Source organism: Tessaracoccus pujii, assembly GCF_054483895.1.
Genome location: NZ_CM137012.1, coordinates 1,542,839 through 1,560,086 on the forward strand (window position 1 = coordinate 1,542,839; position 17,248 = coordinate 1,560,086).

General features: G+C 68.7%; 23 protein-coding genes. 5 read left to right on the forward strand and 18 right to left on the reverse strand.

Going from position 1 to position 17,248, the window contains the following annotated elements; all coding sequences use genetic code 11:
* The first annotated feature begins 27 nt into the window (after window positions 1–27).
* Window positions 28–315 carry a YciI family protein gene (locus ACX1D0_RS07535; protein ID WP_459020253.1) on the forward strand — a complete coding sequence of 96 codons (288 nt, stop codon included), beginning with the start codon at window positions 28–30 and terminating at the stop codon, window positions 313–315.
* On the opposite strand, the gene ACX1D0_RS07540 is transcribed toward ACX1D0_RS07535, so the two are convergent.
* A complete protein-coding gene (locus tag ACX1D0_RS07540) occupies window positions 316–1,722 on the reverse strand; it encodes a family 4 glycosyl hydrolase (RefSeq protein ID WP_459020254.1) in 1,407 nt (468 codons plus the stop codon).
* 88 nt (window positions 1,723–1,810) lie between these two features.
* On the opposite strand from ACX1D0_RS07540, the gene ACX1D0_RS07545 reads away from it, so the two are divergent.
* From ACX1D0_RS07545 to ACX1D0_RS07560, 4 genes are read left to right on the forward strand one after another with little or no spacing between them, the layout of a single operon-like run.
* The gene (locus tag ACX1D0_RS07545; protein WP_459020255.1) at window positions 1,811–3,181 is read left to right on the forward strand and encodes an ABC transporter substrate-binding protein; all 1,371 of its coding nucleotides are present in this window, start codon (window positions 1,811–1,813) and stop codon (window positions 3,179–3,181) included.
* Window positions 3,182–3,183: 2 nt separating this feature from the next.
* The gene (locus tag ACX1D0_RS07550) at window positions 3,184–4,095 is read left to right on the forward strand and encodes a carbohydrate ABC transporter permease (RefSeq protein ID WP_459020256.1); all 912 of its coding nucleotides are present in this window, start codon (window positions 3,184–3,186) and stop codon (window positions 4,093–4,095) included.
* Window positions 4,092–4,901 (forward strand): carbohydrate ABC transporter permease, encoded by an 810-nt coding sequence (locus ACX1D0_RS07555; RefSeq protein ID WP_459020257.1) that lies wholly within the window; start codon window positions 4,092–4,094, stop codon window positions 4,899–4,901. Before ACX1D0_RS07550 ends, ACX1D0_RS07555 begins: the two co-directional genes overlap by 4 nt.
* On the forward strand, window positions 4,898–6,049 hold the full coding sequence (locus ACX1D0_RS07560) for a carbohydrate kinase family protein (protein WP_459020258.1): 1,152 nt from the start codon (window positions 4,898–4,900) through the stop codon (window positions 6,047–6,049). Before ACX1D0_RS07555 ends, ACX1D0_RS07560 begins: the two co-directional genes overlap by 4 nt.
* A 3-nt stretch (window positions 6,050–6,052) precedes the next feature.
* Here the strand turns inward: ACX1D0_RS07560 and ACX1D0_RS07565 are convergent, their stop codons facing one another.
* The 17 genes from ACX1D0_RS07565 to ACX1D0_RS07645 form a co-directional block, all read right to left on the reverse strand.
* Window positions 6,053–7,030 (reverse strand): neutral zinc metallopeptidase, encoded by a 978-nt coding sequence (locus ACX1D0_RS07565; protein ID WP_459020259.1) that lies wholly within the window; start codon window positions 7,028–7,030, stop codon window positions 6,053–6,055.
* Window positions 7,000–7,932: a neutral zinc metallopeptidase gene (locus ACX1D0_RS07570; RefSeq protein WP_459020260.1), complete on the reverse strand. Its 933-nt coding sequence runs from the start codon at window positions 7,930–7,932 to the stop codon at window positions 7,000–7,002. Before ACX1D0_RS07570 ends, ACX1D0_RS07565 begins: the two co-directional genes overlap by 31 nt.
* Before the next feature lie 9 nt (window positions 7,933–7,941).
* Window positions 7,942–8,307 carry a DUF1707 SHOCT-like domain-containing protein gene (locus ACX1D0_RS07575; protein WP_459020261.1) on the reverse strand — a complete coding sequence of 122 codons (366 nt, stop codon included), beginning with the start codon at window positions 8,305–8,307 and terminating at the stop codon, window positions 7,942–7,944.
* Window positions 8,308–8,364: 57 nt separating this feature from the next.
* Window positions 8,365–9,183 (reverse strand): type I methionyl aminopeptidase, encoded by an 819-nt coding sequence (map, locus tag ACX1D0_RS07580; protein WP_459020262.1) that lies wholly within the window; start codon window positions 9,181–9,183, stop codon window positions 8,365–8,367.
* Window positions 9,180–9,761 (reverse strand): adenylate kinase, encoded by a 582-nt coding sequence (locus tag ACX1D0_RS07585; RefSeq protein ID WP_459020263.1) that lies wholly within the window; start codon window positions 9,759–9,761, stop codon window positions 9,180–9,182. The genes map and ACX1D0_RS07585 overlap by 4 nt, the downstream gene beginning before the upstream one ends.
* Complete coding sequence (gene secY / locus ACX1D0_RS07590) at window positions 9,758–11,071, reverse strand: preprotein translocase subunit SecY (protein ID WP_459020264.1); 1,314 nt, start codon at window positions 11,069–11,071, stop codon at window positions 9,758–9,760. Before secY ends, ACX1D0_RS07585 begins: the two co-directional genes overlap by 4 nt.
* A 193-nt stretch (window positions 11,072–11,264) precedes the next feature.
* Complete coding sequence (gene rplO, locus ACX1D0_RS07595) at window positions 11,265–11,705, reverse strand: 50S ribosomal protein L15 (protein WP_459020265.1); 441 nt, start codon at window positions 11,703–11,705, stop codon at window positions 11,265–11,267.
* Window positions 11,705–11,887: a 50S ribosomal protein L30 gene (rpmD, locus tag ACX1D0_RS07600; protein WP_459020266.1), complete on the reverse strand. Its 183-nt coding sequence runs from the start codon at window positions 11,885–11,887 to the stop codon at window positions 11,705–11,707. Before rpmD ends, rplO begins: the two co-directional genes overlap by 1 nt.
* Window positions 11,887–12,492 (reverse strand): 30S ribosomal protein S5, encoded by a 606-nt coding sequence (rpsE, locus tag ACX1D0_RS07605; protein WP_459020267.1) that lies wholly within the window; start codon window positions 12,490–12,492, stop codon window positions 11,887–11,889. The genes rpmD and rpsE overlap by 1 nt, the downstream gene beginning before the upstream one ends.
* Window positions 12,493–12,518: 26 nt before the next feature.
* Window positions 12,519–12,902: a 50S ribosomal protein L18 gene (gene rplR / locus ACX1D0_RS07610; protein ID WP_459020268.1), complete on the reverse strand. Its 384-nt coding sequence runs from the start codon at window positions 12,900–12,902 to the stop codon at window positions 12,519–12,521.
* Window positions 12,902–13,444 (reverse strand): 50S ribosomal protein L6, encoded by a 543-nt coding sequence (gene rplF, locus ACX1D0_RS07615; RefSeq protein ID WP_459020269.1) that lies wholly within the window; start codon window positions 13,442–13,444, stop codon window positions 12,902–12,904. The genes rplR and rplF overlap by 1 nt, the downstream gene beginning before the upstream one ends.
* Before the next feature lie 28 nt (window positions 13,445–13,472).
* Entirely contained in the window at window positions 13,473–13,877 is a 405-nt protein-coding gene (gene rpsH, locus ACX1D0_RS07620) for a 30S ribosomal protein S8 (RefSeq protein WP_459020270.1), read from the reverse strand.
* 80 nt (window positions 13,878–13,957) lie between these two features.
* A complete protein-coding gene (locus ACX1D0_RS07625; protein ID WP_459020271.1) occupies window positions 13,958–14,143 on the reverse strand; it encodes a type Z 30S ribosomal protein S14 in 186 nt (61 codons plus the stop codon).
* Between the two features lie 8 nt (window positions 14,144–14,151).
* Window positions 14,152–14,781 carry a 50S ribosomal protein L5 gene (gene rplE, locus ACX1D0_RS07630; RefSeq protein ID WP_459020272.1) on the reverse strand — a complete coding sequence of 210 codons (630 nt, stop codon included), beginning with the start codon at window positions 14,779–14,781 and terminating at the stop codon, window positions 14,152–14,154.
* Entirely contained in the window at window positions 14,781–15,152 is a 372-nt protein-coding gene (rplX, locus tag ACX1D0_RS07635; RefSeq protein ID WP_459020273.1) for a 50S ribosomal protein L24, read from the reverse strand. Before rplX ends, rplE begins: the two co-directional genes overlap by 1 nt.
* 1 nt (window position 15,153) lies before the next feature.
* The gene (gene rplN, locus ACX1D0_RS07640) at window positions 15,154–15,522 is read right to left on the reverse strand and encodes a 50S ribosomal protein L14 (protein WP_068749476.1); all 369 of its coding nucleotides are present in this window, start codon (window positions 15,520–15,522) and stop codon (window positions 15,154–15,156) included.
* A 194-nt stretch (window positions 15,523–15,716) separates the two neighbouring features.
* Window positions 15,717–17,141: a DEAD/DEAH box helicase gene (locus ACX1D0_RS07645; protein WP_459020274.1), complete on the reverse strand. Its 1,425-nt coding sequence runs from the start codon at window positions 17,139–17,141 to the stop codon at window positions 15,717–15,719.
* Window positions 17,142–17,248 lie beyond the last annotated feature (107 nt).

Sequence of the window (17,248 nt, forward strand, 5' to 3'; positions counted from 1 at the left end):
GTCTCCGTTGGTGGATACGCTGTGCCCATGAGCTACTTCGCCGTGCAGTACACCTACGCAGACGACACCGCCGGCCTCGACGCCGAGCGCCCGAGCCACCGCGCCTACCTCTCCACGCTCCTCGACGGGGCCCTGGTGACCAGCGGGCCCTACGTCGGCAGCAGCCTCCCCGGCGCGCTGCTGATCTTCAGGGCGGAGTCGGCGGACGAGCTCGAGGCGCTGCTGGACCGCGATCCGTTCTGGACGGCGGGGCTCGTCGCGGAGCGCTCCGTCGAGGAATGGAGCCCGGTCCTGGGGAGTCTCTCCGCGGGCTGATCAGCCCTGCAGCAGGGCCGCGATCGACGGGTGCGCCGCGGTGTAGCCCTCGAGGAGCGCCCTCCCGAGCCGCGGTGACCCCACCAGCGGGTGGATGGAGAATCCTTCCCACGCCTTCTCGGGGCTCCCGGTCAGCGCAGCCTCGGCGATCGCCTGCTCGGATGCCCGCAGCGTGCCCATCTGGCCGAGCTGCTGGAGGGTGAGCGGGGCCACGGGCAGGGGATGGACGCCCGACGCGTCGACGACGCACCCCACCTCCACGACCACGTCGTCAGGCAGGCCGGCCGCGGTGCGGACCCCGTCGGTGCGGTTGGCCACGTCGAGAATCATCCGCTCGGGCTCCCCCGTGGCCAGCGCCGTCATGAGCCGCAGGGCCACCTCCTGGTAGCCGCCTCCGGCCACGTCCTCGTCGCGCCGGGCCTCGTCGGCATCGCGGGCCTCGGCCATGTAGGAGGCCTCCCGCTCGCGGAGCGCCTCGCGCCACAGGCCGAGGGGGGACTCGCAGCACGCCACCTCGTCGTAGAACCGGCCCTGCTGGCGGTGCAGGTACTGGCCGCGGGTCTGGCTGGAGTCCCGGATGGTGCGGATGGCCTCGTCGGTCTTCCAGTAGTAGTACAGGTACTCGTTGGGCAGGGCGCCCATCGCCCGGACCCACGGCTTGCCGAGAAGCCGGGCCTCCTCGACGCCTTCCAGCGCCTCGTCCGAGGCCAGGAGCCCGGGAAGCCTGTCCACGCCGTCGACGCTCACCGACCGCAGCCACCCCATGTGGTTGAGCCCCACGTAGTCGTAGTCCACACGGTCGCGGTCGTGCTCGAGGGAGACCCCCAGCAGCCGCGACACCCGCTTCACCAGCCCGATGGGCGTGTCGCAGATGCCGACCACCCGGTCACCGAGAACCGCCCGCATGGCCTGGGTGACGATGCCCGCGGGGTTGGTGAAGTTGATCGTCCACGCCTCCGGCGCGACCTGCGCGATGACCTCCGCCACGTGCCTCATCACGGGGACGGTGCGCAGCGCGTACGCCAGGCCGCCGGGTCCGACCGTCTCCTGCCCCAGCAGGCCGAGATCGAGCGCGACGCGCTCGTCGCTGATCCTCCCCTCCGCCCCGCCCACCCGGATGGCGGCGAACACGAAGTGGGCGCCGGCGAGGGCGTCACGCAGGTCCGTGGTGACGCGCACGCGCGGCGGGTCCACCAGGCCCCGGGACTGTTCGGCGACGACGCGCCCGATGGCGTCCAGCCGGGCGGCCGACGTGTCGTAGAGCACCACCTCCGTGATGTCGACGGCGGGCCGACCGGCGGCCGCCAGGGCGTTGGTGGCCACGGCGTCGTAGATCAGCGGCACGCGGAAGCCGCCGCCACCCAGGATCACGAGTTTCATGACGGTGTGGACCTCCCGATCGCGCATGGCCTCCCGCCCGGAGACTCGCCAATGCGGGGTTCACAACCATGTCTTTAGTGGCAGTATCGAGCATATAGATGTCCGAGGAGGGACCATGACGCTTCGCCCGATCAACCGCCGCCACTTTCTCCACGGTGCCGGACTTGCCAGTGCCGCTGTGCTGGCCGCGTGCGCCCCGGGAGACTCACCCGCTCCCGCCACCACCGCCTCCGGGAGCGCACCGGCTCCCGCGCAGACCGACCCCGCCGCGCTGGGCGACGTCGAGCTCGTGGTGTGGGACCAGGAGGTTCGCGGCAGCCAGAACGACGCCCTCGTCGCGCTGATCGCGGCGTTCGAGGAGAAGTACCCCAACATCACGATCACCCGCACCAGCCAGTCGTTCGACGACCTCAAGGCCCAGGTGTCGCTCGCGCTCAGCGGCAACGACGTCCCCGACGTCGTGCAGGTCAACAACGCGCGGGGCGACATGGGCCAGTTCGTGAAGGCCGGACAACTGCTGGACCTCAGCCCCTACGCCACCCAGTACGGCTGGGAGGACCGCTTCCCCGCCTCCGTGCTCGGCAAGGTGCGCTACTCCACCGACGCCACGACCTTCGGTGACGGCAACCTCTACGGCCTCCCGCAGACCGGCGAGATCGTCGGACTGTTCTACTCGCAGGCAAAGCTCGACGCCATCGGCGGCCAGGCCCCGGAGACGTGGGAGGACTACCTCGCCCTCCTCGACGCGGCCAAGGCCGCCGGCGAGCAGCCGATGGTGCTGGGCAACATCGAGAAATGGCCCGCGCTGCACGTGTTCGGCCCCCTGCAGGCCCACTACGTGGAGCCCGACACGATCGTGCAGCTCGGCATGGGCAACGCGGGCGCCACCTGGACCGACGAGGCCAACGTCGCCGCCATGGAGCAGTTCGCCACCTGGGGCGCGGAGGGCAACTTCGGCACCTCCCCCAACGGCCTGGACTACGACGCCGCGTGGACCGAGTTCACCCAGGGCACTGGCGTCTTCCTCCCCGGCGGCTCCTGGCTGGCCACCGACATGGAGGCCGTCGTGGGTGAGGATCTGCGCTTCATGGCCCCGCCACCTGCGGTCGACGGGACGCTGGCCACCACCGGCGGCACCGGCATCCCCTTCTCCATCCCCGCCAAGGCGAAGAACCCCGTCGCCGCGGCCGCCTACATCGACTTCATCACCAGCGAGGAGGCGATGCAGGTCATCGCCGACAACGGAGGCATGCCGGTGCTCCGCACCGCCGAGCTCGCGCCGGCGTCGGGCGTGCAGAAGGACATCTACGAGGCCTTCGACAAGGTCTCGCAGGAGGGCACCCTGCTGCCCTACCTCGACTACGCGACCCCGTCGTTCAGCGACACCGCGGGCACCGGACTGCAGGAGGTCCTCGGTGGGCAGAAGTCGCCGACCGATGTGCTGGCTGATTTCGAGGCCGACTATCAGGCGTTCGTCGGCGGCTGAGCATGCGAGCCGCGACGAGGAGGCGGGGCAGGCCGTCGGCGGTCGTCCAGGGCCGGGTGACACCGTACCTCTACATCCTGCCCGCCTTCCTGGTCTACGGGCTCTTCCTGCTGTACCCCCTCGTCAGGGCCGCTCAGTTCTCCCTGTACGACTGGCCAGGGTTCGGACCCTCCCGGTTCGTGGGGCTCGGCAACTACGCCGACCTCCTCGGCGACGGTCGTTTCCTCGACGCGATCGCCCACGCCCTGACGCTGATCCTCTTCTACTCGATCATGCCGCTGGCGGTCGGCCTGGTCCTCGCCGCCATCCTGCGACGCGGCCAGGTGCGGGGCCTGGGCTTCTTCCGCGTGGTCATCTTCATGCCCCAGGTCATCGCCCTGGTGGTGGTGGCGGTCGCCTGGCACCAGATCTACTCCCCCAGCGGCATCCTCAACGACGCCCTCGCACTGCTCGGCCTCGGCCACCTGGCCCGCGGGTGGCTGGGTGATCCCACCCTCGCCCTGCCCGCCGTCGGCATGATCGGGTTCTGGCTGTCGACGGGCCTGGTGATGCTCCTGCTGCTGCTCGGCATGGGCCGCATCCCCAACGACCTGTACGAGGCGGCGCGGCTCGACGGGGCCGGGCCCGTGCGTGAGTTCTTCGCGATCAGCCTCCCCAGCGTCAAGGCCGAGATCACCACAGCCCTGGTGCTCACGGTCATCGCGGCGCTCAAGACCTTCGACCTCGTCTACGTCACCACCTCCGGCGGTCCGGGCACCGCCACCACCGTGCCGTCCTACGAGGTGTACAACCGGGCATTCAACCTCAAGGAGGTCGGCTCCGCATCCGCCGTGGCCATCGTGCTCACCCTCCTGGTGTTCGGCATCAACGTCGTCATCTCGCGCATCGGTGAGGAGAGGGTGATCGGGCGATGAGGGTCGGTGCGGGTGAGAAGGTGCTCAACTACGTGGTCCTGACGCTCTTCGCGGCGTACGCGCTGTTTCCCATCCTGACGATCGCGCTCACCGCGCTGGGCCCACAGAGCCGCGTGACGACGCCTGGACCCCACTTCTCCAACATCGCCGACGCCTGGGAGATCGGCGGCTTTGCCGAGGCGCTCACCCGCTCACTCATGGTCGCGGTACTGGTCGTGGGCGCGGCGCTGACCCTGTCGGTCCTGGCCGGGTACGCGTTCGGCACCATGCGCTTCACCGGCTCGACGGCGTTGTTCTACCTCTTCCTGCTCGGCCTCATGGTGCCGGCCGAGGCCATCATCATCCCGCTGTTCTTCGACCTGCGGACCGTGGGCCTCACGGACACGATCTGGGCCGTCGCGCTTCCCCAGATCGCGCAGTCGGTGGCCTTCGGCACGTTCTGGATGCGCGCCCAGTTCCGGGCCCTTCCACCCAATCTGATCGAGGCGGCCGCCATCGACGGGGTCACCGGCATGAGCACCCTGTGGCGGGTGGTCGTGCCGCCGTCGCTGCCGTCGATCGCCACCGTCGCGGTCCTGATGTTCATGTGGACGTGGAACGAGTTTCTCATTCCGCTGATCATGAGCCCGGGGGCCCGGTGGCGCACCGCCCCGCTCGGGCTGGCCATCTTCAAGGGCCAGTACACCGCGGACAACGCGCTGATCGCGGCGGCCGGAGTCATCATCGCCGCGCCCATCATCATCGTGTTCCTCCTCCTGCAGCGCTACTTCATCACCGGCATGCTGGAAGGAGCGGCCAAGGAATGACCGAGCACGACCACCCCCTGAGCAGCGACGTCACCGTGTGCGAGGAGTGCTCCCCCTGGGATCCGCTCGAGGCGCGGCGCAGCGCCGGCGATCCCCCGCTGGACGTCCTCACCACCGGCACCATCTTCTTCGACATCATCTTCACCGGTCTCCCCAGGCTGCCGGAGCCGGGGGAGGAACTGTACAGCGCGGGCATGGGCTCCTGCCCGGGCGGGATCGCCAACCTCGCGACGGCGGCGGCCCGGCTGGGCCTGCGCACAGGGCTGGTGGCCGGTTTCGGTGACGACGCGTACGGAGACTGGATGTGGGACACGCTGAGCGGGCAGGAGAAGATCGACCTCAGCGCCTCGCGTCGGTTCTCCAACTTCCACTCCGCGCTCACGGTGTCCATGGCCTTCCACGACGACCGTGGCATGGTCACCCACATGCATCCGCTGCCGGAGTCGCTGGAGGCGGACCTGCTGGCCGCACCGGCGGCCCGATCCGCCACCGTCGATCTCAGGAGTCCCGCCCCCTGGTGGAAGACTCTCAAGGACCGCGGCACGCTGATCTTCGCCGACGTGGGGTTCGACGAGACGGGGCACTGGGACCAGTCCGTCCTGCGCCTGCTCGAGGACTGCCACGCCTTCACCCCCAATGCGGTCGAGGCCCTGCATTACACGCGCACGGACAGGCCCACCGACGCCGTCCGCAGGCTGGCCGATCTCGTGCCCCTCGCGGTGGTGACCGACGGCGTGCGGGGCTCCTTCGCCATCGACCAGGCATCCGGCGAGGAGGCGTACTGCCCCGCCGTCGCGGTCGACGCCATCGATCCCACCGGTGCCGGGGACGTCTTCGCAGCCTCCATCCTGCTCGGCACCCTCGCGGGGTGGCCGCTCGAGGACCGCCTACGCTTCGCGGCGTTGAGCTCGTCCCTGGCGGTCAGGCAGTTCGGCGGATCGCTGGCGGCGCCAGGCTGGGGCGACATCGCGGACTGGTGGCGGCTCAACTCCGCCCGCGCCGCCGACGGCGACCTCAAGGCCGCCTACGTGCTGCGCGACTACGGCTTCCTCCACGATCTGCTGCCGGACCATCCCGTCCAGGGCGTCAGGAGGGCGCGCGGCACGTTCGCGATGGCATCCGACGCGGGGGCGAGACACCCGCACTGAGGGTCAGTCGACGTCGGCCGGGTCAGCCGTCCAGGTGTTGCAGTTGCCCAACGTGTCCGAGTAGAGCCCTCGCATCCCCCAGGAGGCCATCGAGTCCCGTGAGCCGTGGATGCCGTCCTCGATGACGGCACGCAGGTACGGCTCGAAGGAGTCGTAGACCTCGCGCGTCATCGTGAAGGACGAGTCCCGCGCGATCATCGCGTACGCAAAGCAGGTGGCCTGCAGTTCCAGGCGCCGCGCGGCCTCGTTGCCACCGGCCACATTGACTTCGGCGACGAACATCCCCGCCTCTGACTGCAGGTGGTGCCCGTACTCATGGCCGGCCATGTCCTTGACCCCGAAGTCGTGCCAGCTGGCCCCGTTCAGGGTGGCCTCGCCGAAGTAGATGGCGCCGCCCTGGGCGGAGCAGTAGAGGGCCGGGGCGGATACCTCACCACAGGGCGTGTCCACGGTGTCGCCGCCGTAGAAGTAGACCGGAACATCGCCCGTGCTGTGGCCGAGGGAGGCCATCGCGGGCCTCCATGCCGCCTGGATGCAGTCCATCTGGGCCACCGCCGCCTCCTCCAGTGCCGTCATGGTGGTCACGCTGGAGGGTTCGGGGCACCCGCGCATCGGGGGAACCGCTGTCGCGTACAACGGGTTCTGCTGCAGCGTGACCCAGTCCGGGTCCGTCGAATCGGGGGCGGGCAGCTGCGGCCACTCCCGGGCGGGTAGGCCGCGTTCGTCGGGCTGCGACGGTGCGACGGTGGGCGCCGCGCTGGGCGGCGGGGGCTCTTCGGGAGGATCCGACTGCACCGCCGAGGGGGGCCGCGCCGAGACGAGATCCGACAGGGCCCCCATCACGGACGCGACCGCCAGCAGACCCACCCCGGCGAACACAAGGAGCACCACCACCAGCACCCCGCCGGTGCGGGACCGTCGGGGCTGCGGCGGTGGCCACCCTCCGGGCGTCACGACACCAGCTCCGGCGCCGCGACCCACGTGTTGCAGTCTCCGAGCGTCTCGGCATAGAGCCCCCGGGCCCCCCAGTGCCGCATCGAGTCCCGGCTGCCGTGGACCCCGTCCACGAGCATGGTGTCCAGCCGGGCCTGCCAGGACGCCAGAGTCACGTCGTTGAAGGGCACCGCCGGGTTGTGGATGGTCATCAGGGCCGACCAGCAGGTGGCCTGGAGCTCCGCGCGGCGCTCCATCTCGGCCGACGGATCGAGGCTGATCTTCACGGCCGTGATCCCAGCGAGGTGCTGCAGATGGTGCCCGTACTCGTGGTTGACCATCTCGTTGACGGCCAGATCCCAGGTCTGGGCCATGTGGAAGTGGCCGTCTCCGAAGTGGACGGTCCCCTCGCCGGTGGAGCAGTAGAAGGCCGGGGCCTCCAGGTAGCCGCAGTCGCTGGCCGTGCCGGCGCCGTCGAAGAACTCCAGGGCCGGCTGCGCGTCGGGCCAGCCGATCTGCCGGAGGGTGGGCTGCCACGCGGCGTGGAGGCACTCCCACTGGCTCCTGACGGCGGCCTGCCAGGCCTCCCGCGACGCCGCGACACCCGGCGGTGGGCATCCGATCAAGGTCGCGGGCCGCACGTCATCGAGGGCGGTCCGCTGCGCCGCCGCCCAGGGGGACGCGGGGTCCGCGGGTGGCAGGGGCGCCCAGGACCGGTCGGGCAACATCCACTCGGCTGCTCCGGGCAGCGGGGCGGGGGACGCGATCACGGTCGCCGACGGCGACGTGGCGGCAGGTGCCGCGTCCGTCGAGGGCCACGAGCGGGACGCGACGGTGAAACCCGCGACGGTGAGCGCGGCGGCGACCGTCACGGCCAGTGCCGCGACCCCCACCTTCATCGCCGGCGTCATGCCCGGCTCGGGCGGCTCGTGATGCCATTCCTGCGTCACGGCACCTGCTCAGAGGAAGGCGACCATCAGCAGCAGCACGAGGATGCTCACCAGCGCCACCCCGACGACACCGACACCGACGGCCAGAGGAAGGAGGTTCCGGGACTCGGAGACCCGCCCCGCCGGAGTGCTGCCGCCCCGCGCCACGATGGCCGGCACCTCGGCGACGGCGGCGGGCAGCCGTTCGATGACCGGCACGAGGTCCCCCAGCGAGTGGGCGGCGTAGACCACATCCATCGCCTCGGCGTACTGCTCATGGGTGATGCGCCCGTCCGCGAACGCACCGTTGAGGCGAGCGGTCAGCGACTCGCGTTCCCGCTCGTCGACGGGGTCCGCTGCCCGCTGCAGGTACTTGGAGGACGGAGGGAGCGCCATGGGGCCATCATAGGCCGCGCCGCAAGCACCGGGCCCGCGTCCGACGGGGTGGGGCGCTCAGTCCGCCAGCGGCCCGAACAGGTCGCCCAGCCGCTCGGCACCGCCGTCGGGTTCGGTCAGCACCCAGAGGCCGTGCTCCGTGAGCGCCACCGTGTTCTCCCAGTGGGAACCCCGCGACGCATCCCTGCTCACCACGGTCCAGCCGTCGTCCAGCTCCAGCGTCTGATGCAGACCGGTGGTGAGCATCGGCTCGATGGCCAGAGCCATCCCCACCGCCAGCTTCGGGGTGGGGCGGCGGCGGTGCCAGTTCGGCACGTCGGGTTCCATGTGCATCTCCGAGCCGATGCCGTGGCCCGTGTACTCGCGCAGCGTGCCGTAGCGCACGGGCAGCGTCTTGACGTAGTCCTCGATGGCGCGCGAGACGTCACCCACCCGCCCACCGGCCCGCATGGCGCGGGCTCCCGCCCACATCGCCTCGCGGGTGGCCTCGATCAGCGCGACGTCCTCCGGGGCCGGCGCGCCGACGACGACGGTGCGGGCCGCGTCACCGTGCCAGCCCTCCACGATCGCGCCGAAGTCGATGGACACGACGTCGCCGTCTGCGAGCACCCGCTCGCCCGGGATACCGTGGACGAGCACGTCGTTGACGGAGATGCAGGCCACCCCGGGGAACCCGTTACCCCAGTCCGAGCCGTAGTCCAGGAACGAGGACTCCGCGTTGTTGCGGGCCAGGACGTCGCGGCCGATGGCGTCCAGTTCACCCGTGGTGATGCCGACGTCAGCGGCGCCGCACATGGCCTCCAGCCCAGCGGCGACCACCAGACCGGCCTTACGCATCAGGCGCAGCTCCGCGGCAGACTTCAGCTCGATGCTCACGGCGTGGTACCGGTGTGGGCGTCGACCATGTCGAACATGCGCTGCTGCACCTCGTCGACCGTGCCGGTGCCCTCGACGTCGACGAGCAGGTTCTTGTTCTCGTAGTGGAAGAGCAGGGGCGCCGTCTGGCCGGCGTAGACCTCCATGCGGCGGCGGATGGTGTCCGCGTTGTCGTCCGCCCGGCCCTCCTTCTCCGCGCGCGCGAGCAGGCGCTGCACCAGGGCCTCGGGCTCCACGTGCAGCGAGACGACGGCGTCGAGCTGCTCGCCGCGGCCGGCGAGGTAGCGGTCCAGGAAGTACACCTGGTGCATCGTGCGCGGGAAGCCGTCGAGCAGGAAGCCCGGCTCGCAGTCCGCGTCGCCGAGCCGGTCCGCGACGATCTCCTCGGTCACATCGTCGGGCACGTACTCCCCCGCGTCGATGATCTCCTTGACCTTGATCCCCAGCGGCGTCTGGGTCTTGATGTGATGCCTGAAAATGTCGCCCGTCGAGATGGCGGGGACGCCGTAGCGCTCGGCGAGTGCCGTGGCCTGGGTCCCCTTCCCTGCACCGGGGGCGCCCATGATCAGCAGCCTCATCGCAGGAACCCCTCGTAGTTGCGCTGCTGCAACTGGCTCTCGATCTTCTTGACGGTGTCCAGGGCCACGCCGACGATGATGAGGATGGAGGTGCCGCCGAACGGGAAGTTCTGCTGCGCACCCACCGCCATGAACGCGATGGTGGGGATCAGAGCGATGGTGGCGAGGTAGAGCGAGCCGGGAGCCGTCAGCCGAGACAGGACATAGGCCAGGTACCGCTCCGTGGGCTTCCCCGCACGGATGCCCGGGATGAAGCCGCCGTACTTCTTCATGTTGTCCGAGACCTCCTCCGGGTTGAAGGTGATGGAGACGTAGAAGTAGCAGAACGCGATGATCAGGAAGAACTGCGTCAGGTTGTACACCCAGGACTGCGCACCCTGGCCGGTGAAGTTCGCCTGGATCCACTGAGACACGACGCCGTCGGGCCTGAAGGTCGAGTACAGGACCGGGAGGTACAGCATGGAGGAGGCGAAGATGACCGGAATGACGCCGGACTGGTTGACCTTCAGCGGGATGTAGGTGGTGGACCCACCCACGAGGCGACGGCCCACCATGCGCTTGGCGTACTGCACCGGGATCCGCCGCTGACCCTGCTCCACCCAGATGATGCCCAGCATGACCAGCAGGCCGATGCCGATGACGAGGAAGAACAGGAACCAGCCCGTGACGCCCTCGTGGCTCTGCTTGATGGACCACAGGCCGGAGGGGAAGCTGGCCGCGATCTGCGTGAAGATCATGATGGACATGCCGTTGCCGATGCCGCGCTCGGTGATCAGCTCACCCATCCACATGATGATGCCGGTGCCGGCTGTCATCACGAGGACCATGGTGATGAGGGGCAGGAGCTCATCGGTGTAGAGGATCCCGTCACAGCCCTGGAACAGCTGCCCCGTGCGGGCGAGCGTGACGAACGCCGTCGCGTTGAGGACGGCCAGCACGAGGGTGAGGTAACGGGTGTACTCGGTGATCTTCTGCTGACCGGTGCCGCCCTCCTTCTTGAGGGCCTCGAGCTTCGGGATCACCACCGTCAGGAGCTGGAGGATGATCGACGCCGTGATGTAGGGCATGATGCCGAGCGCAAAGATCGTCAGCTGCAGTAGCGCGCCGCCCGAGAACAGGTTGATCATCGAATAGATGCCGGCGGAGTCCCCCTGCTCGGCCAGCGCCAGGCACTGGTCGATGCGCGAGATGTTCACATTGGGCGACGGGATGGTCGATCCCAGACGGAACACGACGATGATGCCCAGCGTGAAGAGGATCTTCTTGCGAAGATCCGGGGTCTTCAGCGCGTTGGCCAAGGCGGAGATCATCCGGCCCTACTTTCGGTTCGTTGACAACACGGCACAGTGCGCAGGAGGCACGGCAACCAGGGAAGCCTATCAAGCGGGCCACGGGCGCCAAAACGCCGGAGGCCGCGGTGAGCAGCTCGGGAACAAGGCCGACGGGGTGGGCCCGGAGAGTCCGAGCCCACCCCGTCGGTGGTGAATATGCGGTGGAACCGATTCAGAGTTCGGTCACCGAGCCGCCGGCGGCCTCGAGCTTCGCCTTGGCGGAGCCGGAGAACGCGTGGGCGGTCACGTCGAGCGCCACGTCCACGTCACCGTTGCCGAGCACCTTGACGAGGTTGCCGGAGCGCACTGCGCCGGCGTCCACCAGGTCCTCGATGCCCACGGAGCCGCCCTCGGGGAACAGCTCGGCGAGACGGCCGACATTGACGATCTGGAACTCCACCCGGAAGGGGTTCTTGAACCCCTTCAGCTTCGGGAGGCGCATGTGCAACGGCATCTGGCCACCCTCGAAGTTCGCCGGCACGTTCTTGCGTGCACCGGTGCCCTTCGTGCCGCGACCGGCGGTCTTGCCCTTGGATCCCTCACCACGGCCGACACGGGTCTTCGCCGTCTTGGCGCCCGGTGCCGGACGCAGGTGATGCAGCTTGAGCGTCATCACTTCACCTCTTCCACGGTAACGAGGTGGGCCACGGTGCGGATCATGCCGAGCACCTCGGGGCGGTCCTCGCGGACCACCGAGGCGCCGATGCGATTCAGCCCGAGCGTCCGCAGCGTGTCACGCTGGTTCTGCTTGCCGCCCACCCCAGACTTTGCCTGGGTGATCTTCAACTCAGCCATCAGTGAGTCACCCCTTCCCTGGCAGCGCGGAGGAGCGCCGCCGGGGCGACGTCCTCGACCCGCATGCCGCGACGATTCGCCACGGCCTGCGGCTCTTCGAGCTGCTTGAGCGCCTCCACCGTGGCGTGCACCACGTTGAGGGCGTTCGACGACCCGAGCGACTTGGCGAGCACGTCGTGCACGCCCGCACACTCGAGCACGGCGCGGGCCGAGCCACCGGCGATGACGCCGGTACCCGGGGACGCCGGGCGCAGCATGACCACGCCGGCGGCCTTCTCGCCCTGGACCGGGTGCGGGATGGTGCGCTGGATCAGCGGCACGCGGAAGAAGTGCTTCTTGGCCTCTTCCACACCCTTGGCGATAGCGGCCGGCACCTCCTTCGCCTTGCCGTAGCCGACACCGACCATGCCCTCGCCGTCGCCGACGACGACCAGTGCGGTGAAGCTGAAGCGACGACCACCCTGGACGACCTTCGACACGCGGTTGATGGTGACAACGCGCTCGAGGTACTTGCTTTCTTCCTTGGGAGCCTGGCCACGACGATCGTCACGGCCACGACGCTCACCGGTCGCGCCGCCACCGCGGCGCTGTTGGGTCTCACTCATCGTGAAAAACCTTTCCTTTCGTCGAGTTAGAAGCCGAGCCCGGCCTCGCGGGCGGCATCGGCCAGAGCCGCAATCCGACCGTGGTACTTGTTACCTGCACGGTCGAAGACGACCTGCTCGACTCCGGCGGCCTTGGCGCGTTCGGCGATCAGTGTGCCGACCTTGCGCGCCTTCTCCGACTTGTCCGCCTCGACGCCGCGCAGGTCGGCCTCCATGGTGGACGCGGACGCCAGCGTCGTGCCCTGGACGTCGTCGATCACCTGAACGAACAGGTGTCGCGACGACCGGCTGACGACGAGACGGGGACGCTCGGCCGAACCGTTGATCTTCTTGCGCGCACGCAGCTGCCGACGGGCGCGGGACGCCGTCTTGGGAGCCAGCCCCTTGCGGTTGCTGAGCGAGATGGCCATTACTTACCAGCCTTTCCGGCCTTGCGGCGGACGTGCTCGCCCGCGTAGCGGACGCCCTTGCCCTTGTAGGGCTCAGGCTTGCGGAGCTTGCGGATGTTGGCCGCGGTTTCGCCAACAAGCTGCTTGTCGATGCCCTGGACGCTGAAGCGCGTGGGGGTCTCGACGACGAACGTGACGCCCTCAGGAGCGTTCACGACGACGGGATGCGAGAAGCCGAGAGCGAACTCGAGCTGCTGCGGGCCCTTGGCCATGACGCGATAACCGACGCCGACGATCTCGAGCTTCTTCTCGTAGCCCTCGGTCACCCCGACGATCATGTTGCTGACCAGGGTGCGGGTGAGGCCATGGAGGGACCTGCTCTCGCGCTCGTCGTTGGGACGCGCAACCTCGAGTAGGCCCTCTTCGTTCCTGTCGATCGTGATCGGCTCGGCCACGGTCAGCGTCAGGGCACCCTTGGGGCCCTTGACACCGACGTTGCGGCCATCGAGCGACACGTCGACACCGGACGGGATGGCGATGGGGAGTCTGCCAATGCGAGACATAACTGTTTCTCTCCTTACCTTCGCCCGGTCACCAGACGTAGGCGAGGACTTCGCCGCCTACGGCTTTGGCGTTTGCTTCACGGTCCGTCAGAAGCCCCTGGGAGGTCGAGATGATGGCGATACCCAGACCGCCCAACACCTTCGGCAGCTCGGTGGCCTTGGCGTAGACACGCAGGCCGGGCTTGCTGATGCGACGCAGTCCCACAATGGAACGCTCGCGGGAATCGCCGTACTTAAGGGTCACCTTGAGCGTCTTGCCGACCTGGCCTTCGACATCTGCCAGTTCGTAGCTCGCGATGTAACCGTTGGTCTTGAGGATCTCGGCGATACCCACCTTGATCTTCGACGACGGCATGGACGTCGAGTCCAGGAACGCCTGATTGGCGTTGCGGACACGCGTCAGCATGTCAGCGATCGGATCAGTCATCGTCATGACTTATTGCCTCTTTCTCGCGCCGGTTTCCGGGGACCCGGACCTGTCGCAACTTGGAATCGTGGTGGAAGTGTGTCCGGTCACCAGGACGACTTGGTCACGCCGGGCAGCTCGCCCGCGTGCGCGAGGTCGCGCAGGCAGATGCGGCAGAGCCCGAACTTGCGGTAGACCGAATGGGGCCTGCCGCACTTCTGGCAGCGGGAGTAGGCGCGCACACCGAACTTCGGCTTGCGGGACTGCTTGACCTTGAGTGCTGTCTTTGCCATGGGTCAGCTCACTTCTTCTTCTTGGCGTAGAACGCGGGGCCGCGCTTCGACTTCTGCTTCGTCGGATCGTCGGTGGCCTTGAACGGGAAGCCGAGCAGCTTGAGCAGCGCGCGACCCTCCACGTCGTTGGTGGCCGAGGTGACGAACGTGATGTCCATGCCGCGGACCCGGTCGATCCGGTCCTGGTCGATCTCGAGGAACATGACCTGCTCCGAGAGCCCGAAGGTGTAGTTGCCGTTGCCGTCGAACTGGCGGCCGTTGAGGCCACGGAAGTCACGGATTCGGGGCAGGGCCAGCGTCAGCAGCCGGTCCGCGAACTCCCACATCCGGTCGCCGCGCAGCGTGACGTGGCAGCCGATGGGCTGACCCTCACGCAACTTGAACTGGGCGATCGACTTGCGGGCCTTCGTCACGGAAGGCTTCTGGCCGGTGATGGCGGTGAGGTCCTTGATGGCGCCCTCGATGATCTTCGAGTCGCGCGCGGCCTCGCCGACACCCATGTTGACCACGATCTTGACCAGACCGGGGATCTGCATGACGTTGTCGAACTGGAACTCCTCCTGGAGCGCCGGGACGATGGTCTCGCGGTACTTGGCCTTGAGGCGCGGAATCGCGGTGGGGGTTACGGTGGCGGTCATCAGATCTCCTCACCGGTCTTGCGGGCGATGCGCACGGAGCGCTCCTTGGTGTATTCGGAGCCGTCGGGACGGCGCTTGGTGACCTCGACGCGCTTGTAACCGATGCGCGTCACGACCTCCTTGCCGTCAACCTTGACCACCAGCTGCACGTTCGACACGTGGATCGGCGCCTCGACGGTGATGATGCCGCCCTCGACCTTGCGGCCGGCCGCGGTCTGCGACTCGCGACGGTGCTTCTTCACGAGGTTGACACCCTGCACGGTGACGCGCTCGGTGGCCGGATCGACGGCGATGACTTCGGCGATGACGCCCTTGTCCTTGCCCGAGAGGACCTTGACACGGTCACCCTTCTTGATGCTGAGCGATGCCATGTCAGATCACCTCCGGAGCGAGCGAGACGATGCGCATGAACTTCTTCTCACGCAGTTCGCGCGCCACCGGGCCGAAGATGCGGGTGCCGCGGGGCTCCCCGTCGTTCTTCAGGATGACGGCGGCGTTCTCGTCGAACTTGATGTAGGAACCGTCGGCGCGACGACGCTCCTTGACGGTACGGACGACGACGGCCTTGACCACGTCGCCCTTCTTGACGTTACCGCCGGGGATCGCGTCCTTGACGGTGGCGACGATGGTGTCACCGAGATAGGCGTAGCGGCGCTTGGAGCCGCCGAGCACACGGATGCACAAGATCTCCTTGGCACCAGTGTTGTCGGCGACTTTCAGTCGCGACTCCTGCTGGATCATTGACTTCTCCTTGATCCACCGGTTCCCATGCATGAGGCCTGGTGGAACTAGAAACGAACCCCCTGGATTTTGCCAGGAGGCGGCATCCAACTCGAGAGAGAGGAAGCGATGTGAACCCGGGAAAGGTCCCCTCGAAAGGGCACAGACCCAAGGCAACTTGAACAGTCTAGCCCCGTGGTGCCCCACGGGAGAAATCAGCCCCGACGACGCCCGCGGCCGGTGGCCGTGGAGAAGGCGGCAGCGCCTCCGGAGGCGCTCTGGCCGTTGCCCGTCCGGGATCCGGAGGGGCGCGCCGGGCGGGCCGGGCGGCCGTCCGAGTTGACCCGGGGACCCGCCGCACGGGGGTTCTGACCACGCTCGCCACCCCTGCCGCGACCCTCGCGGGCCGGCTCGCGCCGACGGCCGCCGCCCTGGGGGGCCGGCGCCTCCGCCTTGATGATCCCGCCGGGGAAGGAGCGCTCCCCCGGGGCGATTTCACGCAGCACCGGGTGCCGCTCGTCGGCCCTGGTGACGGTGGGCTTGACGCCGGCCTTGCGGGTGAGGTCGCGGACATCGTTGCGCTGCGCGTCGAGCATGAGCGTGACGACGGTGCCCTCGGCGCCGGCGCGGGCGGTGCGGCCCGAGCGGTGCGTGTAGGCCTTGTGCTCCACCGGCGGGTCGGCGTGGATGACCAGGCCGACGTCGTCGACGTGGATCCCGCGGGCGGCGACGTCCGTGGCCACGAGCGTCTGCGCGGTGCCTGCGTGGAATGCGGCCATCGAGCGCTCGCGGGCGCTCTGGCTCATGTTGCCTTGCAGTTCCACGGCCGGGATTCCGGCCGCGTTGAGCTGCTTGGCGATCTTCTTGGCGCGGTGCTTGGTGCGCGTGAACACGACCGAGCGCCCGGGGGCCGCGGTGAGGTCGATGAGGACCGGTAGGTGCCGGTCGTCGGCCACGTGCAGGACGTGGTGCGTCATGGTGGAGACAGGCGACTCGGCCGAGTCCGCCTCGTGGACGACGGGGTTGTGCATGAACTGGTCGACCAGCGTGCCCACCGCCTTGTCGAGCGTGGCCGAGAACAGCATGCGCTGCCCAGCCTTCGGCGTCTGCGACAGGAGGCGCCTGACGGACGGCAGGAACCCGAGGTCCGCCATGTGGTCGGCCTCGTCGATGATGGTGATCTCGATGCCCCCCATGGAGGCGACGCCCTGCGAAATGAGGTCCTCGAGGCGTCCGGGGCAGGCGACGATCACGTCGACGCCCCTGGTCAGCGCGAGGGCCTGCGGCTTCTGGTTGACACCGCCGAAGATGGTGCGCGACGTGAGTCCGGCAGTGGCCGCCAGGGGCGCGAGCGCCTCATCGATCTGCAGGGCGAGCTCGCGGGTGGGAGCCAGGATGAGCGCCCGGGGACGCTTCGGGGTGCGGCGCGTCCCGGACGCGGCGAGCCGCGCCACCAGCGGCAGCAGGAACGCGTAGGTCTTGCCCGATCCGGTGCGGCCACGGCCCAGCACGTCGCGGCCCGCCAGCGAGTCAGGCAGCGTCGCGGCCTGGATGGGCGTGGGAAGGGTGATGTCGCGGTCCGCGAGGACGGTGGCGAGCGTGGAGGGCACGCCGAGCGCGCCGAAAGACAGTGAAGACATGAGAAAAACTCCCGTGTGGGGGTGATGCAGCGGTTCTGCCCGGCGCGGACTAGGCGTCCGCAGCGCGATGGCATCAGGAAAAGAAAAGCTCGGGGACTCAGAGCAGA

What these genes read in the sequence shown, in the direction of transcription:
- rplF (WP_459020269.1), bottom strand. Translation starts at nt 13,444, where the DNA reads ATGTCTCGCATTGGCAGACTCCCCATCGCCATCCCGTCCGGTGTCGAC.
- ACX1D0_RS07560 (WP_459020258.1), top strand. Translation starts at nt 4,898, where the DNA reads ATGACCGAGCACGACCACCCCCTGAGCAGCGACGTCACCGTGTGCGAG.
- ACX1D0_RS07645 (WP_459020274.1), bottom strand. Translation starts at nt 17,141, where the DNA reads ATGTCTTCACTGTCTTTCGGCGCGCTCGGCGTGCCCTCCACGCTCGCC.
- ACX1D0_RS07585 (WP_459020263.1), bottom strand. Translation starts at nt 9,761, where the DNA reads ATGAGGCTGCTGATCATGGGCGCCCCCGGTGCAGGGAAGGGGACCCAG.
- ACX1D0_RS07625 (WP_459020271.1), bottom strand. Translation starts at nt 14,143, where the DNA reads ATGGCAAAGACAGCACTCAAGGTCAAGCAGTCCCGCAAGCCGAAGTTC.
- secY (WP_459020264.1), bottom strand. Translation starts at nt 11,071, where the DNA reads ATGATCTCCGCCTTGGCCAACGCGCTGAAGACCCCGGATCTTCGCAAG.
- rplE (WP_459020272.1), bottom strand. Translation starts at nt 14,781, where the DNA reads ATGACCGCCACCGTAACCCCCACCGCGATTCCGCGCCTCAAGGCCAAG.
- rplN (WP_068749476.1), bottom strand. Translation starts at nt 15,522, where the DNA reads ATGATCCAGCAGGAGTCGCGACTGAAAGTCGCCGACAACACTGGTGCC.
- ACX1D0_RS07545 (WP_459020255.1), top strand. Translation starts at nt 1,811, where the DNA reads ATGACGCTTCGCCCGATCAACCGCCGCCACTTTCTCCACGGTGCCGGA.
- rplX (WP_459020273.1), bottom strand. Translation starts at nt 15,152, where the DNA reads ATGGCATCGCTCAGCATCAAGAAGGGTGACCGTGTCAAGGTCCTCTCG.
- ACX1D0_RS07535 (WP_459020253.1), top strand. Translation starts at nt 28, where the DNA reads ATGAGCTACTTCGCCGTGCAGTACACCTACGCAGACGACACCGCCGGC.
- ACX1D0_RS07550 (WP_459020256.1), top strand. Translation starts at nt 3,184, where the DNA reads ATGCGAGCCGCGACGAGGAGGCGGGGCAGGCCGTCGGCGGTCGTCCAG.
- rplR (WP_459020268.1), bottom strand. Translation starts at nt 12,902, where the DNA reads ATGGCCATCTCGCTCAGCAACCGCAAGGGGCTGGCTCCCAAGACGGCG.
- rplO (WP_459020265.1), bottom strand. Translation starts at nt 11,705, where the DNA reads ATGACGCTCAAGCTGCATCACCTGCGTCCGGCACCGGGCGCCAAGACG.
- ACX1D0_RS07540 (WP_459020254.1), bottom strand. Translation starts at nt 1,722, where the DNA reads ATGCGCGATCGGGAGGTCCACACCGTCATGAAACTCGTGATCCTGGGT.
- ACX1D0_RS07575 (WP_459020261.1), bottom strand. Translation starts at nt 8,307, where the DNA reads ATGGCGCTCCCTCCGTCCTCCAAGTACCTGCAGCGGGCAGCGGACCCC.
- ACX1D0_RS07555 (WP_459020257.1), top strand. Translation starts at nt 4,092, where the DNA reads ATGAGGGTCGGTGCGGGTGAGAAGGTGCTCAACTACGTGGTCCTGACG.
- rpsH (WP_459020270.1), bottom strand. Translation starts at nt 13,877, where the DNA reads ATGACGATGACTGATCCGATCGCTGACATGCTGACGCGTGTCCGCAAC.
- rpsE (WP_459020267.1), bottom strand. Translation starts at nt 12,492, where the DNA reads ATGAGTGAGACCCAACAGCGCCGCGGTGGCGGCGCGACCGGTGAGCGT.
- rpmD (WP_459020266.1), bottom strand. Translation starts at nt 11,887, where the DNA reads ATGGCTGAGTTGAAGATCACCCAGGCAAAGTCTGGGGTGGGCGGCAAG.